The organism is Comamonas sp. GW821-FHT11H03 (genome assembly GCF_058807955.1).
Genome location: NZ_JBXARF010000003.1, coordinates 327,350 through 344,011, shown reverse-complemented (window position 1 = coordinate 344,011; position 16,662 = coordinate 327,350). Strand labels below are relative to the sequence as shown.

Genomic DNA, 16,662 nt, shown 5'->3' with positions numbered 1-16,662 from the left:
AGCATGAGCGACAGTCAACAACCCCATTCCCCCGCTGCCTCTGCGGCGACAGCAGCCCCTTCACCTGCTGCAGCCTTGCCTCCCACGCCCAAGAAGATCAAGCCTTCCTTGCGCAGCGTGCTCGTCATGCTGGTGGTGGCCTTGGCAGGCATGCTGCTCGTGCTGCGGGCCTGGAATCTGTGGCCCTTCAACAGCTCGGTGGTGACCACGGACAATGCCTATGTGCGCGGCGCCGTCACCGTGCTGGCACCGCAGGTCAATGGCTATGTGACCGAGGTGCTGGTCAAGGACTACGAGCAGGTCAAGGCCGGCCAGCCGCTGGTGCGCATCGATAGCCGCAGCTATGAAGCGGCCGTCGCCCAGGCGCAGGCGCAACTGGCCAATGCACAGGCGCAGCTGAGCAATTCCGAACAGACACAGGCCCAGAACCGTGCCACGCTGAGCGCCAGCCGCGCCGGTCTGGCAGCCGTGGAGGCGGAGGCTCAGCGTTCGCAGGCGGAGCTCAAGCGTGTGCAGGAGCTGGCCGAGCGAGGCTCCGTTTCTCTGAACGAGCGCGACAAGGTGCGTGCTACCTCGCGCCTGGCCGCGACCAACGTGGCCAAGGCTCAGGCCGACATCGCGATCAATCAGGAAAAGATCAAGGCTACGACCGTAGGCCGTGACTCTCTCAAGGCTCAGGTGCAGATGGCCGAAGCGATGCTGCGTCAGGCCCAGATCAATCTGGACAACACCGTGGTCCATGCGCCCAGCGACGGACAGGTCAGCGAGGTATCGGTGCGCAAGGGCCAGTACGTGGCGGCCGGTACGCAGCTCATGTATGTGGTGCCGCCCACTTACTGGGTGGTGGCCAACTACAAGGAAACCCAGACCGCCCGGGTGCAGATCGGCCAGCTCGTGAGCTTCAGCGTGGACGCGTTGGGCGGCTTGCGCCTCAAGGGCCATGTGCTGGAGATTGCGCCGGCCACGGGCTCGGAGTTCAGCGTGCTCAAGGCCGACAACGCCACGGGCAATTTCACCAAGGTCGTCCAGCGTCTGCCCATCAAGATTGCCATCGACGACGGCCAGGCCGACGCGGCGCGCCTGCGCCCCGGCATGTCGGTCATCGTGCGCCTCGATACTGCGCAAAAAACAGAGCATTCAGCGCAGACCCCTCAAACGATTGAGGCCGATCTGGCTCAAAAATCTCAAGGGCCCGCAGCTTCCGCATCCGAACAGGCCAAGCCATGAAGAACGCCTTCCATACCGTGCGTGCCTTGCCCCTGGCGCTTGCATTGCTGATGGCCGGCTGCAGCGTGCCCAGTCTGACCCGGGCCCCCGACAGCGCCCGGCCCGCAGTGCCTGCCAACTGGAGCACGGATCAGGCCTTAAGCGGCGCCGATGCTGTCCAGGCCGGCTGGTGGGAGGCTTTTGGTGATGCGCAGCTGAGCCGCTGGGTGGAGCTGGCGCTTGCGCGCAACAACGATGTGCTCACCGCCCTCGCTCGGGTGGAGGAGGCGCGCGCGAATCTCGATGTGGCCGGGTCCGCCGCCGCACCGCAGCTGTCGCTCAGTGCACCGGGCTCGGCCAACCGCAGCCTGAGCGCGCGAACCGGTCAGATGGTGCATGTGCGCTCGGCCCAGCCCGTGCTGCAAGCGAGCTGGGAGCTGGATCTCTGGGATCGTCTGGGCAGTCTCAGCCGGGTTGCCGATCAGCGCCTGCAGGCCAGCCAGGCGGATCGTGACGCAGTACGTCTGACGGTGGCCGCGACCGTGGCGCAGGCCTATATCGCTTTGCGTTCACTGCAGGCCCAGCTGGCCGTGGCCGAGGACACGGTGAAGTCGCGTGAGGACGCCGTGCGCCTGCTCACCGATCAGGTGCGTGTGGGCTATATCTCGCAGCTGCAGCAAAGCCAGGCGCTGGCCGAGCTGGAAAGCGTGCGGCAATCGGTGCAGCAGCTGTCTCTGGCGCTGCAGCGCCAGCGCATAGCGCTGCTGCAACTGGTGGGCGGCAGCGGTGATGACCAGGCACAGGCCTTGGCACGCGCCACCTTGAGCGAGCATGTCAGGCTCGAGTCCATGAGCTTGCCCGCTATGCCTGCACCGGGCTTGCCATCGGGCTTGCTGGAGCGCCGCCCCGATATTGCACGCGCCCAGCTGCTGCTGGCAGCCAGCGACAGCAATCTTGCGGCACAGCGCGCGGCCTTTTTGCCCCAGGTGAGCCTGAGTGCGAACTTCGGCAGCCTGTTCATCAACGCACTGGATTACAACCCGGCCCGAGTCTGGTCGCTGGGCGGCAGCATTCTGGCGCCACTGTTCAACGGCGGTCGCCTGCAGGGCCAGTTCGATGCAGCATCTGCCCAGCGCGATCAGGCGGCCTATGCCTATCGCGGCGTGGTCATCAAGGCCTTTGGCGATGTGGAAACAGCGCTGGTCAGCTCACAGCAGCTGCAAGCGCAGTGGGAGCATGCCAAGGAACGCGAAAAAGTGCTGGGTCGTACCCTGGGCTTTGCCAAGGATCGCTATGAGGCCGGCTACGCCAGCTATCTGGAGGAGCTGGATGCCCAGCGCAATCTGTTTGCCGTGCAGCAGGAAGTGCTGCGCCTGCGTCAGAACCAGCTGGAAAACGCCGTGGCGCTGTACCAGGCGCTAGGTGGCGGCTGGCAGTTGGCCGATACGGCCGCACCGCAAGCTTGAGTTCGAGCCGAGAGATCCTGAAAAGTGAGCTTTCTTCGCTTGTCTGCTAGGGGTTTCAAGGCATCTTGAAGTAGTACCAAAGGCCGGCGGCAGCCAGTGCCAGCACCAGCAGCCACAGATACCGGCCTTGTCCTCTGGGGACTTCGCCCGGTGATGGCGCTGCGGGCTGAAAGCTGTTTGGGACGCTGGCCCGCACCGATTGCCGTTGCAGGATCTGCCAGTCCAGCGCAATGCCATCCATCGCCGCATCGATATGGTCCTTGGCCTGGGCCAGACCCAGGCCTGTGGCGTCGCGCAGCAGCTTGATGGCTTCGACCTTGTTGCCGCGTGCCATGGCGTCTTCCACCTTGGCCCTGGTCTCAGCGGGCACTGCGTTCGCGCCGGACATCAACGCCTCTATGGCCTGTGCATGATCGCCGCTCACGGTGACGTTGGTGGTGGTCTTGCCATTGATGGTGGTGGTGATGGTCTTGATGGAGGTGAAGGAACTGCCGGGCGCGGTGCCGGCCTGACTCAGCTGGTCCAGCAGCAAAGTGGCATCTTTCATGCCCAGTTTTTCCAGCTGCTCGCGCAACTGCTGCATGGCCTGCGTCTGCTCTGTTGCGCCATGCTGGACAAAGTCCGGCTCGTCGCTGGCTTCCAGCAGGTCTTTGGCCTCCTTCAGACCCAGCCCGCCTTTCTCGCGCAGCTGTTTGATGGCTTCGATCTTGTGACCGTTTTGCCAGTGCTTGAGGATCTCGGGTGGAATCTGTGTGGGCATGAGCTGCTCTTTATGGTTGTGGCTGTTGAACCAGGCGTCAGCCGCAGTCCACCTGCAGATGGCCGAAGTCCCAGGTGCGCAGCCTTGCATCCTCGATAAAGGCCATGAGCCGTGCGCCGTCCTGCCAGCACCAGTGGAATTCCTCGTGCGACTGCAGCGTCAGTAGCGAGCGCCAGTGCGAGCTGCCAGGGTAATCCTCGGCGTCGGGCGTGGGGTCGTAACCGAGGCTGTCCCAGGAGGGGCGGCCCAGCAGATAGTCGCGAGGCAGATCGCCGCTTTCCTCAAGCCCATGGAGCCAGTCCTGGAGCTCATCGAACTCCACTGGCCAGTCCTTGCGCAGCTCCTCGTGGCGAGGAAGGTCGATGCCGTTCTCAAACTGCAGCGCACGGCTGTCCGTGACCCACTGATGGGGAGCCTGGATTTCATGCATGCCGCTGAGGTCCGGCCAGTAAAAAGCCTTGAGATAGTCCTGGTCGCGCCAGAAGATGGCGTCGTTCTCGTCAAAGTCGTGGAATAGCGACAGCAGGCCGCTGGCCGGCAGCTCTGCTGGGCGACCGGCTCCGCCCGGGAGCTCGGCAAAGTTGATCTGTCCGACAAACAGGTAGTGACCGTCCGGATGCTCAGGCCAGACAAAGCCCGCAGGCACCATGGGCTGGCCGCCAAAGCGGCTTTGCAGGGGCGTGCCTATGGTGTGGCCCAGGCGAATGGCCACGGCGGGCTGGGCCAGATTCAGGAAGTATTGCTTGTGCGCCTTCAGCAGCGACGAGGCATCCAGGTGTTTTTCAAGCGTTGTGAAGTCCATGAAGCTTGGAGCAGTGAGTTTGCAGGCCATTCTGACCCAGATAGCGGCCGGGCTTTGCCAGAGACCGTCCACTAGATGCAATAAGAATGGCTAACACCACTTGCCCAGAGGCCACGCAAAGCAGTTATGCTCGCGGCCCTCATGGCACGACGACCCGTAAGCAAAGAATTGTGGCGACAGCTACAACCCATGATCCCAGCCTTCGTACCTTCTGCCAAAGGCGGTGCGCGCAAGCTCGCAGGTAGCGACGAAGCTGCCCTCAACGGCATCCTGTTCGTGCTGCAAACAGGTATCCCATTGGAAGACCTGCCCCAATCCCTTGGGTACGGCAGCGGCATGACTTGCTGGCGGCGCTTGGGTGACTGGAATACCGCTGGCGTCTGGGAGCAGTTGCACCAAGCCATGCTGACTCGCTTGCGTGAACATGACCAGATCGACTGGAGCCGGGCCAGCATTGATGGCTCCTCGGTGCCAAGCCCCCGGGGGGCCAGGAAACGGGCCCCAACCCCACGGACAGAGGCAAGCTCGGTTCCAAGCGACACATCGTTGTAGATGCCAGAGGCATTCCCCTAGTGATCTTGGTCAGCGGCGCAGACCGGCACGACTCCAAGATGTTCGAGAGGTGCGTGGACGCGATTCCTGCGATTGCAGGCTTGGGAGGGCGCCCTCGCAAAAGACCATCGAAGCTGCACGCCGACAAGGGCTATGACTACAAGCGTTGCCGTGCGCACCTGAGACAACGGGGCATCGCCAGCCGCATTGACAGGCGAGGCGTTGAGAGTAGCGAGCGACTGGGCAAGCATCGCTGGGTGGTGGAGCGGACACATGGCTGGTTTGCAGGCTTTGGCAAGCTGCGAATCCGCTTTGAAAGGCGACTGGATATCCACGAAGCGCTGCTGAAACTGGCAGCAGCGATCATCTGTACGCTCTTCGTGGATCGGTGGTGTTAGCCGCTCTGAATACCTAGTTGAATCCACATTCTCAAACAGCTTGATCGTCTTCGCAGACAGGTACGTCAAAATTATCTATCAGCTTTTACATTGATAGGAAGTCAATGAAATGCAACAGCGCCTACATTTTTGAAATAATTCAATTTACGTTCTATGTTCGAATACGAATTTCTACCAATTTCAAAGAAAAAAGGGAAGAAATGCATTGTAAAACATATTGGGTAATTTACTTGAAGAGAAATTTTAAATATCTCTTGCTACCGGTTGCTGCCGCAAGTCTGGTGGCCTGCGGTGGGGGCGGAAGCTCTCAGGACTCACCAGTCAGTACCTGTATTGAAAAAGGTGAATATGCTTGTAAGTCCGGTGAAACAGAGCCGCTTTATAGCCTGCAATGGGTCTTGAATTATGCGAAAAGCTATTTTTCAATTAATGCTGAGGCGGATGCTTTTGGCGGTGGTATTGACTTAAATGTAGAGCCCGTGCATCGATTGGGTTACAAGGGGCAAGGCGTTAAGGTTCTGGTGGTGGATGAGGGCGTGGATATAGGAAATGAGGATCTGAAGCCCAATATTGATCGAAGCATGTCCTGGAATTTTAGAACCATGACAGACGATCCTACACCACTTCAAATTGCAAGTGCTGGTGCACATGGTACCAATGTGGCCGGCATCATTGGGGCCGCTCAAAATGGTAAAGGCGTCATGGGAATTTCTCCACTAGTAAAAATCGGTGGTGCCTTGTGGCTTGGTACTGATAATATGAACGAAAACCATGTTGAAGCTCTAGGGGGCGCTTCTTGGTCACAAAAAGCAGATATTATTAATGCCTCTTATGGCGGTGATTTGGGTAGTGCTACATATTCCATTGAATCCAACATGGACCTTGCGGCATTGAGGGCGATGCGGGGTCTGAGAAATGGAAAGGGAATTGTTTATGTAAAGTCCGCAGGAAATTCTTTTGATAGCGATAATTTTGGTTATGACATCCGATGTGGGGATTTGTACGGGTTCTATGACTGTATCAATCCATCAAACGATGTAAGCACACTTGAGCCCACAGCAATTGTCACTGCTGCCTTGAATGCCAAGGGGCAGGCCAGCTCGTATAGCAGCGCTGGCTCTGTGGTCTGGGTCACAGGCATGGGGGGTGAGGGCGGGAATTTGGGGAAGTATGGTGAGATATCCAGTGGGACGATTTCAAGGGGCAGTAGAAGCAAAACGCTGACCCATGATGGCCCCAATGTGTACTCAACCGATGTTCGTGGGTGTGATGCCGGGTATTCCTTCAAGGATGCGTTCACAACTTTTCTGAAAGGAAAGTCAGAACTGAGGCCTGGAATCAAGGACAATGAAAACTGTGATTATTCGTCAATGAATGGCACTTCTGCTGCCGCACCCACTATCAGCGGTGTGGTGGCATTGATGTTGAGCGCCAATCCTGATCTGACCTGGCGTGATGTCAGAGATATTCTGAGGTTGTCTGCCCGAAAGGTGGATATGGGGTATGAGAAAAGAACGCGCAACGATGTTACAGCGAGCTTGAAGCTTCCTTATAACTCTTTATTTGATTTGACAAGAAACTCATTTACTGCGAAGACGGGTTCAAAAGAGTATGTGTTTGATAACTCGACTCAAGTGCCTGTAGAGTTTGGGTGGCAAATGAATGCGGCAGGCGATTATTTTTCGAACTGGTATGGTTTTGGAGTGCCGGATGCATACAAGGCAGTTCAAATAGCGTTGGACTACAAAAAAGACCCCGCCAAGTCCAAGGCGTCTTTGCAAGCTGTTCCGACATTTTCCCAGTTGAAAATAGTTTCCGGGTTTAATTATCAATCCGTTATGAAAATTGCAGAGTTTCAAAGCAAATCATCAACTGTGGATGCATTTCAGGTGCGCCTGACGGGGGAGAATATCTGCCTAGGAAACTTTGGCGTTGTTGTTGAGTCACCCGCAGGAACAAAGTCATATTTAAAAATGCCATTGGATCATTTTGCAACTGATGATTTTAATACATTCAAGAATTTTGGTCTAAGCAGCTATGCTTTTTATGGGGAAAATGCGCAGGGAACATGGAAGATTTATAGTGTGGCATCTAATCCCAGCTTTTTCCCGGATAAAAATGATGGAAATCCTCAATTTTGCTCTGCTGCCCCAGCGACGGGAACGTTTGCCAGCAATGCAAAGCTCTGGGTAGAAGCCAGAGTTATCCCCCAATGATGCAGTGCCATCGCTTATAGATTAAGGAGCTTTTATGTTGATCAAACCCCTGAGATATATGCTGGGTTGTCTTGCTTTGCTGGGAGGGACGATGGCTGGTGCACAGAATTTGTCGTCGATAGCATCTATGCCCGTCGGGCAGGTGTTGAGCCCGGAGCAATTGAGTGCTTTGGGCAAGATGCCGAGCGTTGACATTGATGGCCAAACCTATTTGGTGGTGCCAGTGCAAGCGGGGGGCAGCAGTACGACGCTGATAGACAGCAGCCGACGTCTGGGCCGGACCGACAACCAGGTCAGCATCGTTGAACAGCCGACGGACAAGGTGCGCAGCCAGCTTGCCGGACTGCTGGGCAGGGCGGCGTCTGTCAAATACTATGACCATATGAATATCACACTGGTGCGCTACGCCAGTATTCAGCAGGCGGTACAGGGTTTGGCGGATCTTCGTGCCGCCATGCCGGGCGCTGCGATAGGCTTGCCCGTCAGTTTTAGCCAACGCAAAATTCAGTAGAGCTGCTTTACTTAGATGTACGGTCCCAGGAAGTCATGGTGCATTCTTCAACTCAGAACAGGAGAAAGCACTATGGCAATCCGCCCGCATGGCAGCGCCCGCACGACGCCGCGTATCCGCGCAGAACGCCTGCTAGCCACCGGCTCCCATTGGTCCTTGGCCAAGCTCTATGGCCTCAACCCCAAGACCGTGGCTAAGTGGCGTGCGCGCACATCGGTGCTCGATGAGCCCATGGCTCCTCGGGACAGAGCAAGCCAGCATCTTTCCCAAGAGCAAGAACACTTGGCCATTACGCTGCGCAAGCAAGGGCATCTGTCGCTGGACGATCTCATAGGGCAGCTCCTGGAGACGACGCCCAAGCTCCGCCGCAACGCCTTGCATAGATGCCTGCAGCGTCACGGCATCAGCCGACAGCCTGCAACGCAGGTGCCACGAAGGCACGGAAAGTTTGAAGAAACGACACTGGGCTTCGTGCACATCGACAGCGCCGAAATGAAGATCTCCAGCGGCAGACAGCACATGTTTGTCGCCATAGACCGCGTCACAAAATTCACGCATGTTGCGTTCTTTGACAGGGCCACCAAAACCAACGCAGCGCAGTTCCTTCGGCAGGTGCTTGTGGCCTTCCCGTAACGCATACCTACCGTTGTGACGGACAACGGCATGGCCATCACAGGGCAAGAACGCTTCAGAGGCGGCGTCACAGGCACTGCATCGGTCACATCTTCGAGCGCATCTGCCAGTTCAATGGCATCGAAAAAAAGGCATACCAAGCCGTATCACCCCTGGACCAACGGCATGGTCGAGTGCATGAACCGGACCATCAAGGAATCCACGATCAAGGTGTATGAGTACGAGGGCCTGGAGCAGCTACGGAAGCATGTCCAGGCATTTGTTCACAGCTACAACTTCGGCAAGCACTTGAAGGCGCTCAGGTGGAAGACACCATTCTGGGCTATTTGCAAGGCATGGGAAAAAGATCCAAGCCGCCTTAGACTTCATCCGCACCATCTTCAGGCATTCCTGGACTCTGATGCTTGCAAATTCATAGCTGCATGCGAAGGTATGCATTGGACTTGAGGCGAAATCGGCTCAAAGTTTCCGAGGAATTGCTGCACGAAACCGAAACTGGCCTGTCCAGCTGATCGGTCCATGCCTTGTAGGTACGCAGTGCCATGGTATGCAACTGGTCTATGCGTTGCGGCAGGCGGTCCAGGATCTGGGCCTCGCTCTGAACGGCCGGGCCCCGGGCCTGCCGCAGCTCATCGTGGCCCTCGCCGCACCATTGACGCACGCTGTCTGCGGTCACTTCCAGATGGCCTTGAAACGCCCATTGCCGGCCGTGGACAAAGCCTTTGTTCAGGCAATGCTGTCCGTACATGGTGCGCCTGGCGGCCGTTGGAATGTCGAAAGTGTCGTAATGCCAGTTGAAGATGATGGCTTGCTCGGGCAGGTTCATCAGTTGCTGGGCGCTGGGGGTGATGCGGACTTCGCTCCAGCCGATATTCGCGCAGGGGTTGCGCCAGACGCCTGCGCCCATGGCGCGGGCCAGCATTTGCGCGCCAAAGCAGTGGCCCAGCACGGGGATGTCGTACTGCAGGGCACTTTGCAGCAGGCAGCGCTCTTCATCGATCCAGAGCAACTGCTCGTTGGCGCAATGGTTGCTGCCCAGCACGATGATGCCGCGATAGTCGCGCGCATTGGCCGGGGCCGCGCCTTCGGCACAGGGATCTATCAGCACATGAGCAATGTCTTGCTGGCGCAGATGGTCGAGCAGGATGCCGGGGCCTTGCGATGCTTCATGCTGGAGGATGGCGACAGGCTTCATGGGGGGGGGCGGGCTTGAAGGGCAAGCCGGTTGTTGCGAAGCCTTGAATCTAGAAAATCAGGCGTCAAGCCCTGGTATGGATTGTGGCTGCTGCTATCAAGATTACATAAAGAAAGACAGCTCGGTCCGGCGTCATCCAGGCTTTCCAATTTCCCTCAGCGTGCCATACTGAGCTGCCGCAGCCCGGCTGCGGTGGCCTTTATCACTGCAAAATCATGGCTATGTCACAAAGCAAAAACGGGCTTCAGGCGGCTGGGAATACGGGGCAGGGCAGCAGCCAGTCGGCACTGACATTGGCGGCTTTGGGCGTGGTGTTCGGCGATATCGGCACCAGCCCGCTCTATGCGTTCAAGGAGGCTTTTACCGGCACACATGGGCTGACGGTGGGCCCCGAGAATGTGCTGGCCGCGCTCTCAGCCCTGCTGTGGGCCGTGATCGTCATCGTCGCCATCAAATATGTGTGGGTGGTGCTCAGCCACGATAACGATGGAGAGGGCGGTGTGCTGGCGCTGACGGCGCTGGCCCACCGCGTGATGGGCGATCAGTCGCGCCGCTCGCGCTTTGTGGTCGGGGCCGGCGTGTTTGCGGCTGCACTGTTCTATGGCGATGCCATTATCACGCCGGCGATTTCCGTGCTCTCTGCCGTGGAAGGCATGAGCATTGCCACGCCGGAGTTCGAGCATTTCATCGTACCTATCACGATAGGCATTCTGATCGGATTGTTTTCCATTCAGATGAAGGGCACCAGTGTGGTGGGGAGACTGTTCGGCCCGGTCACCATTGTCTGGTTCCTCTGCATCGCCTGGGCCGGCGTGGCCAGCATTGTGCAGACGCCCATGGTGCTGCAGGCCGTCAACCCGCTGCATGCGCTTCGCTTCGCCGTGCAACACACGGACAAGGCCTTCTTCCTGCTGTCGGCCGTGTTTCTGGCCATGACAGGTGCCGAGGCCCTTTATGCCGATATGGGCCACTTCGGCAGCCGGGCCGTGCGTCTGGGCTGGTATGGGCTGGTGTTCCCGGCTCTGATGCTCAATTACTTCGGCCAGGGCGCGTTGCTGTTGCGCGATGCGACTGCGGCCAGCAATCCCTTCTTTTTACTGGCTTCGCCTTCCTGGTTGCTGATTTTTGTGGTGCTGGCAACGGCTGCCACGGTGATTGCCTCGCAGGCGACCATCTCTGGGGCTTATTCCATGACGTTGCAGGCCAGTCGTCTGGGGTATTTGCCGCGTGTGCGTGTATTGCACACCTCCGATCAGGAGCAGGGGCAGATCTATATCCCCAGCGTGAACTGGTTGATGCTGCTGGCCGTGATCGCGCTGGTGCTGGCCTTCAAGTCCTCGGGGGCATTGGCTGCGGCCTATGGCATTGCCGTGTCGGGCACCATGCTGATCACCACCATGCTGGTGGGCTTTGTGGTCTATCTGGGGCGCAGCCGCGCAAGAGTCGTCACATTGGCAGCGCTGGCCTGTTTTGCGGTGCTGGAGATAGGCTTTTTTGCCTCCAACCTGACCAAGTTGGAGCAGGGCGGCTGGCTGCCGCTGACGCTAGGTGCCATCATCTTCATCGCGCTGACGACCTGGCGCGACGGCACCCAACTGGTGGCCGAACATCGCCGTCGCCTCGATATTCCCATGAGCGATCTGATGAGTTCGCCCATGAGCGGCGTGCCGGTGGTCTCCGGCACTGCGGTCTATCTGACTTCCGATCCCAAGCTGGTGCCGAACGCGCTGTTCCACAATCTCAAGCATTTCAAGGTCATGCACGAGCAGACGGTGTTTCTCCACGTGATCAACGAGAACACACCCTATGTGCATGATGGCGAGCGCCTGCAACTGAAGCCTATGTGCAATGGGGTCTGGGCACTGGACATGCATTTCGGCTTTCGCGAGCAGCCTGATATTCCGGCGGCGCTCCAGCGGCTGACACCGGATGCCGATGGTGAAATACCGAATCTGGACCCCATGTCGACCAGCTTTTTTGTGGCCAGGGTGCAGGTTGTGGATGGGCCCGGCGGTCTCTCTGCCTGGCGTTGTGCACTGTTTGGCTGGATGTCCCGCCAGTCGGCCAGCGCGGCGACTTATTACAAGTTGCCAGCCAACCAGGTGGTCGAGTTGGGCACGCAGGTTGTACTTTGAAGGGCAGGGATGGCAAGCCAGCCAAGCGCTGGCTGCTATCTTTTTAGAAGATTACTCGTCCAAAGCGTCCAGAGCGCGGGCCGAGTAGACCATGGCGGCGCCCGCATTCAGGGCCACGGCTACACCCAGGGCTTCTGCAATTTCTTCCCGGCTGGCACCGGCCGCCTTGGCGGCCTTGGTATGCACGGCGATGCAGCCGTCGCAGCGCGTGGTCACCCCCACGGCAATGGCAATCAGCTCGCGTGTCTTGGCATCGAGATGACCGGTCTTCTTGCCCGCGCCGGACAAGGCCTTGTAGCCCTCCATGGTGCCTGGACTCAACTCGGAAAACTCTCCCAGCCTGCCTGCCAATTCCTTGCGGTATTCGTTCCAGTCCAGCATTGCCAGCTCCTTGTTGAATGAAGCTTTGATTGTGTGCCACTGTCATCGGGCATTCAAGCTGCAAGCGTTTCGTCCGCTGATCAGTAATCATTGGTCGGATGAATCTGCAGGGGTTTTGGAGCTGTATGAAAATACAGGTCTCATGGTCGGTATCCACCCGTCTTTTCGCCGAGCATTTTGTGAGGGTCATCGTGACCGCATCCCAAGCCGCCATTCTTCCGCCGCACCGCTTCTACTATCTGCATAACTTCCAGCGGGCGCTGGATTGGTTGGCGCAGCGCTATGGCGATCTGCTTAGCGAGCAGGAGGCCGATTTCATCGGCGGCTTTGCGCGCTTGCCGCAGAACTCCAGGGCGCTGCTGGTACGCATGCTGATGCGGCGCGGGCCCTGGTTTCGCGCCAGCAAGCTGGCTTACGAGGAGATTCCGGTGACGGTCGATGCCGCAGCGCCCTTGCTGGAGCGTGGCTGGCTCAGTGCCGCCGAGCCCATGGAGGCGGTCGAGCTATTCGGCCTGCACACCAAGCCCGAGCTGCTGCAGATCTTGACTGGCTTTGAGCTGTGCTCTTCCATGCGCAAGGCCGAGATGCTGCAGCTGCTGGCCCAGAGGCAACCCGAGCCCCGGCCTTATGCCGTCTGGCATCCCGAGGCCGTGGAGCCTGTCTGGCGAGTTATGGTGGGCGAGTTGGGAGAGCGTTTGCGGTTGATGTTCTTTGGCAATCTCCACCAGGACTGGTCGGAATTTGTGCTGGCCGACCTCGGTATCTTCCGCTACGAGCCGGTGGCGCTGGATGCCGACTCGCGTGCGTTTCAGCGCCGCGAAGATCTGGACTTCTATCTGGAGATATCGGCCCGGCGTCAGGCTCTCGACGAAGGCGTGGAGCCCGCACAATTGCTGCCTGCGCTTATTGAAAATAATAGCGAGAACCCATGGCTGGACATGCGCAGGGCCAAGGTTTTGATGAAGCTTGGCCAGGTGTGCGAGAGGCTGCATGACTGGCCGCTGGCGGCTCAAGCCTACACGGCCAGCCGCTATGCGGGTGCACGCCACCGTCATATTCGCGTGCTGGAGCGCATGCAGTGCTTTGATCAGGCACTGGCTCTTGCCAGCCAGGCGCAAGCCGCGCCTGAAAGCGAGGAGGAGCGTCAGCGCGTGGCGCGCATGCTGCCGCGTCTGAGTCGTAGCATGGGACTCGGCGCCATGGGGCGCCAGCGAGCTCTGGCCCCGGCCGTGGCGGCCCTGCGCAGCGATGTGCAACTGGACCGACCCGCCCAGCCCATGGCGGTGGAGTACGTGCTGCAATCCTATTGGCATAGTGCCGAAGCGCCCGTGTTCTATGTGGAGAACGCGTTGCTCAACTCTCTATTCGGTCTGCTGTGCTGGCCCGCCATCTTTGCGCCGCTACCAGGGGCGTTTTTTCATCCCTTCCAGAGTGGGCCGGCCGATCTGGGGGCTCCGGACTTTGTGCCGCGCCGCCAGCCGCTGTTTGATGCCTGTCTTGCCGAGCTGGAGGACGGTCGCTATCGGGCCACGATTCGCCGGCGTTTTGCCGACAAGCAAGGGGTGCAGTCTCCGTTTGTGTTCTGGGGCACGTTGAGCCAAGAGCTGCTGGAGCTGGCGCTCGATTGCATGCCTGCCGCCCATCTGCAGATTCTGTTCACACGGCTGCTGCTGGACGTGAAAGCCAACCGCACCGGCTTTCCCGATCTGGTGCGCTTCTGGCCCCGGCGCTCCGGTGCCGATTCACGCTACGAGCTGGTGGAAGTCAAAGCGCCGGGAGACAAGCTGCAGGACAACCAGATTCGCTGGCTGGCCTATTGCACGGAGCAGGGCATTCCCGTGCGCGTATGCCATGTGCAATGGCGTGACGAAGGTAGCACGCCATGAAGCCTGCGCTCTGCGTGGCAGTACGCGCGCTGTGCGAGTTCACGGCGCGGGGCGGCGATCTGAATCTGCGTTTCACGCCCGCGCCAAGTGCCCTGGATGGGATGGAGGGCCATGCCGTGGTGCAGAAACGGCGTAAAGGCATCAGCGGCTACGAGACGGAGCTGGTGCTCGGCGGCCGGTTCGAAGAGCTTCAGGTTCGCGGCCGTGCCGATGGCTTTGATGCCGTCAAGCAGCAACTCGAAGAGATCAAGACGTACCGGGGCCGGCTCGACAGCGTGCGCCCTCATCACAGGGCCCTGCACTGGGCCCAGGCCAGGATCTATGGTCATTTGTTGTGTCAGGAGCGCGGCCTTGAGCGGATCAAGCTGGCGCTGGTTTATTTCCAGATCGGCAGCGCAGAGGAGACCGTGCTGGTGGAAGAGTGTTCTGCCACTGAACTGCAAGCCTTTTTCGAGTTGCAATGTGCCCGCTATCTCGACTGGGCACGCAGCGAGGCCGCCCACAGGCGGGCGCGCGATGCGTCCATGGCGCAGTTGCAGTTTCCTATGCCTGCCTTCAGAGCCGGGCAGCGAGAGCTGGCCGTGGTCGTCTATCGCACGGCCCATGGCAGCGCAGGCGGTCGCTGTCTGATGGCTCAGGCACCGACCGGCATCGGCAAGACTTTGGCCACGATTTTTCCCATGCTCAAGCGCATGGCAGCAGTTATGGCCAAGGGTGCCTCTGAGGCTGATGCAGCCGGCCTGGACAAGCTGTTCTTTCTCACTGCCAAGGGGACGGGACATGGACTGGCGCTGCATGCGCTGGGCCAGCTGCAGCAAGCCTTGCCGGCATCGGCATCGGCATTGGCATCGGCATCGGCATCGGCATCGGCATCGGTTGCGCCACTGCGTGTCCTGGACATGCAGGCGCGCGAAAAGACCTGCGAGCATCCCGACAAGGCCTGCCATGGGGAGTCCTGTCCGTTGGCGCGTGGCTTCTTTGACCGACTGCCTGCGGCCAGGCAACAGGCGCTGCAACTGCCTCTGTGGGATGCACCGACGTTGCGGACTCTGGCCTTGGAGCACTGCATCTGCCCCTATTACCTGTCGCAGGAGTTGGCGCGCTGGGCTGATGTGGTGGTGGCCGACTACCACTATTACTACGACAGTGCCGCCATGCTCTATGCGCTGGCCTCGCAGCAGGACTGGCGCGTGGGCGTGCTGGTGGACGAGGCGCACAATCTGCTGGAGCGCGCACGCAGCATGTACACGGCACCGCTGTCCCAGTTTGATCTGGCGCAGGCCCGCCAAGGCGCGACCGGTGCTGTCAAAAAAGCACTTGATGCACTGCAACGCCAGTGGCAGGCGCTGAACAAGGCCCAGGATCAGGCCAGTTACCAAAGCTACGAGAGCATTCCTGGCGCGCTGCTGGGCACCATTCAGCGGGCCGCAGGCGCAATAGCGGATCAGCTGGCTGAGCAGGAGGTAGTCGGCCATGCGGCCGCAGGGGGGCAGCCTGCGCTTGCCGACCATGCCTTGCTGGATTTTTACTGGGAACTGCTGCACTTTCAGGCGCTGGCCGATCAGTTCGGGCCGCATGCGCTGTTTGATATTCAACTGGCCACGCCGCTGCAGCGTGCGAGCAGAGTGCGTACGCCGGCATCCACACTGTGCATTCGCAATGTGGTGCCCGCGCCGCATTTGGCGGCACGCCATGAGGCGGCACAGGCCACGGTGCTGTTTTCGGGCACGCTGAGTCCACCAAAGTTCTATCGCGATCTGCTGGGCCTGCCTGCGGATACGGCCTGGCTGGATGTTCCGGCGCCGTTTTCGGCCCGGCAGTTGGAGGTGCATATCGCACACCATATCTCGACACGCTGGCGAGATCGCGAGGCATCACTGATTCCCATGGCTGAGCTGATCGCGCAGCAATATGCACGACTGCCTGGCAACTATCTGTGTTTTGTCAGCAGTTTTGACTATCTGCAGCAGGTTGCCGCCACCCTGGAACGCCTGCACCCGCAACTGCCGCTATGGCTGCAGCAGCGCGGCATGGACGAAGCCGGGCGTGCCGAATTCCTGGCCCGCTTCGTCGATGGCGGTCAGGGCCTGGGGCTGGCTGTGCTGGGCGGGGCGTTCTCCGAGGGGGTGGATCTGCCCGGCAGCCGTCTGATAGGTGCTTTTATTGCCACGCTGGGTCTGCCCCAGCTCAATCCTGTCAACGAAGCCATGCAGCGTGCCATGGATCAGGCCATGGGATTGGGGCAGGGCTATGACTACACCTATCTTTACCCGGGCTTGCGCAAGGTGGTGCAGGCAGCTGGCCGGGTTATACGCAGCGAGCACGATCGCGGCGTTGTGCTGCTGATGGACGACCGCTTCGCGCGCGCCGAGGTGCGTGCACTGCTGCCTGCCTGGTGGCAGATCGAGGGCGCGAACGAGGCTTTTGAACGCATGGTTGCCAGAAACGCTCGCTCACATCTCCGTTTGTAATCCTGCTCGAACGGCTTTCGCCTGCCTTGATACTTGGGGCAAAGGAGAAA

The 16,662-nt window shown here is 59.5% G+C and carries 12 protein-coding genes and 1 pseudogene; 9 read left to right on the top strand and 4 right to left on the bottom strand.

Annotated features, from left to right (window positions below):
- Positions 1-3 precede the first annotated feature (3 nt).
- On the top strand, positions 4-1,227 hold the full coding sequence (locus AC1RTQ_RS09890; protein WP_492875327.1) for an HlyD family secretion protein: 1,224 nt from the start codon (positions 4-6) through the stop codon (positions 1,225-1,227).
- On the top strand, positions 1,224-2,672 hold the full coding sequence (locus AC1RTQ_RS09885) for an efflux transporter outer membrane subunit (RefSeq protein ID WP_492875325.1): 1,449 nt from the start codon (positions 1,224-1,226) through the stop codon (positions 2,670-2,672). The genes AC1RTQ_RS09890 and AC1RTQ_RS09885 overlap by 4 nt, the downstream gene beginning before the upstream one ends.
- 55 nt (positions 2,673-2,727) lie before the next feature.
- On the opposite strand, the gene AC1RTQ_RS09880 is transcribed toward AC1RTQ_RS09885, so the two are convergent.
- Entirely contained in the window at positions 2,728-3,432 is a 705-nt protein-coding gene (locus tag AC1RTQ_RS09880; RefSeq protein ID WP_492875323.1) for a ribosomal protein L7/L12, read from the bottom strand.
- A 37-nt stretch (positions 3,433-3,469) separates the two neighbouring features.
- Positions 3,470-4,234: a YwqG family protein gene (locus AC1RTQ_RS09875; protein ID WP_492875321.1), complete on the bottom strand. Its 765-nt coding sequence runs from the start codon at positions 4,232-4,234 to the stop codon at positions 3,470-3,472.
- A 141-nt stretch (positions 4,235-4,375) separates the two neighbouring features.
- Between AC1RTQ_RS09875 and AC1RTQ_RS09870 the strand changes: the two genes are divergently transcribed.
- The 4 genes and pseudogenes from AC1RTQ_RS09870 (at position 4,376) to AC1RTQ_RS09855 (ending at position 8,991) form a co-directional block, all read left to right on the top strand.
- Positions 4,376-5,184, top strand: a protein-coding gene (locus AC1RTQ_RS09870) for an IS5 family transposase (RefSeq protein WP_492875319.1) whose coding sequence is annotated in 2 segments (ribosomal slippage) — positions 4,376-4,703 and positions 4,703-5,184 — 810 coding nt in all. Because the reading frame shifts where the segments join, the coding sequence is not laid out codon by codon here.
- Between the two features lie 104 nt (positions 5,185-5,288).
- Positions 5,289-7,400 carry a S8 family serine peptidase gene (locus AC1RTQ_RS09865; RefSeq protein ID WP_492875317.1) on the top strand — a complete coding sequence of 704 codons (2,112 nt, stop codon included), beginning with the start codon at positions 5,289-5,291 and terminating at the stop codon, positions 7,398-7,400.
- Positions 7,401-7,434: 34 nt separating this feature from the next.
- Positions 7,435-7,911, top strand: a complete 477-nt coding sequence (locus AC1RTQ_RS09860; RefSeq protein ID WP_492875315.1) for a hypothetical protein — start codon at positions 7,435-7,437, stop codon at positions 7,909-7,911.
- Between the two features lie 72 nt (positions 7,912-7,983).
- Positions 7,984-8,991 (top strand): annotated as a pseudogene (locus tag AC1RTQ_RS09855) (integrase core domain-containing protein).
- Here the strand turns inward: AC1RTQ_RS09855 and AC1RTQ_RS09850 are convergent.
- Entirely contained in the window at positions 8,957-9,739 is a 783-nt protein-coding gene (locus AC1RTQ_RS09850) for a type 1 glutamine amidotransferase (RefSeq protein WP_492875313.1), read from the bottom strand. The pseudogene AC1RTQ_RS09855 and the gene AC1RTQ_RS09850 overlap by 35 nt on opposite strands.
- 221 nt (positions 9,740-9,960) lie before the next feature.
- On the opposite strand from AC1RTQ_RS09850, the gene AC1RTQ_RS09845 reads away from it, so the two are divergent.
- Complete coding sequence (locus tag AC1RTQ_RS09845; protein ID WP_492875311.1) at positions 9,961-11,874, top strand: potassium transporter Kup; 1,914 nt, start codon at positions 9,961-9,963, stop codon at positions 11,872-11,874.
- A 51-nt stretch (positions 11,875-11,925) separates the two neighbouring features.
- On the opposite strand, the gene AC1RTQ_RS09840 is transcribed toward AC1RTQ_RS09845, so the two are convergent.
- The gene (locus AC1RTQ_RS09840) at positions 11,926-12,255 is read right to left on the bottom strand and encodes a carboxymuconolactone decarboxylase family protein (protein WP_256630424.1); all 330 of its coding nucleotides are present in this window, start codon (positions 12,253-12,255) and stop codon (positions 11,926-11,928) included.
- A gap of 125 nt (positions 12,256-12,380) precedes the next feature.
- On the opposite strand from AC1RTQ_RS09840, the gene AC1RTQ_RS09835 reads away from it, so the two are divergent.
- Both AC1RTQ_RS09835 and AC1RTQ_RS09830 read left to right on the top strand, forming a co-directional pair.
- Complete coding sequence (locus tag AC1RTQ_RS09835; RefSeq protein WP_492875309.1) at positions 12,381-14,141, top strand: VRR-NUC domain-containing protein; 1,761 nt, start codon at positions 12,381-12,383, stop codon at positions 14,139-14,141.
- Positions 14,138-16,612, top strand: coding sequence for an ATP-dependent DNA helicase (locus tag AC1RTQ_RS09830; RefSeq protein ID WP_492875307.1), 2,475 nt, complete (start codon positions 14,138-14,140; stop codon positions 16,610-16,612). The genes AC1RTQ_RS09835 and AC1RTQ_RS09830 overlap by 4 nt, the downstream gene beginning before the upstream one ends.
- Positions 16,613-16,662 lie beyond the last annotated feature (50 nt).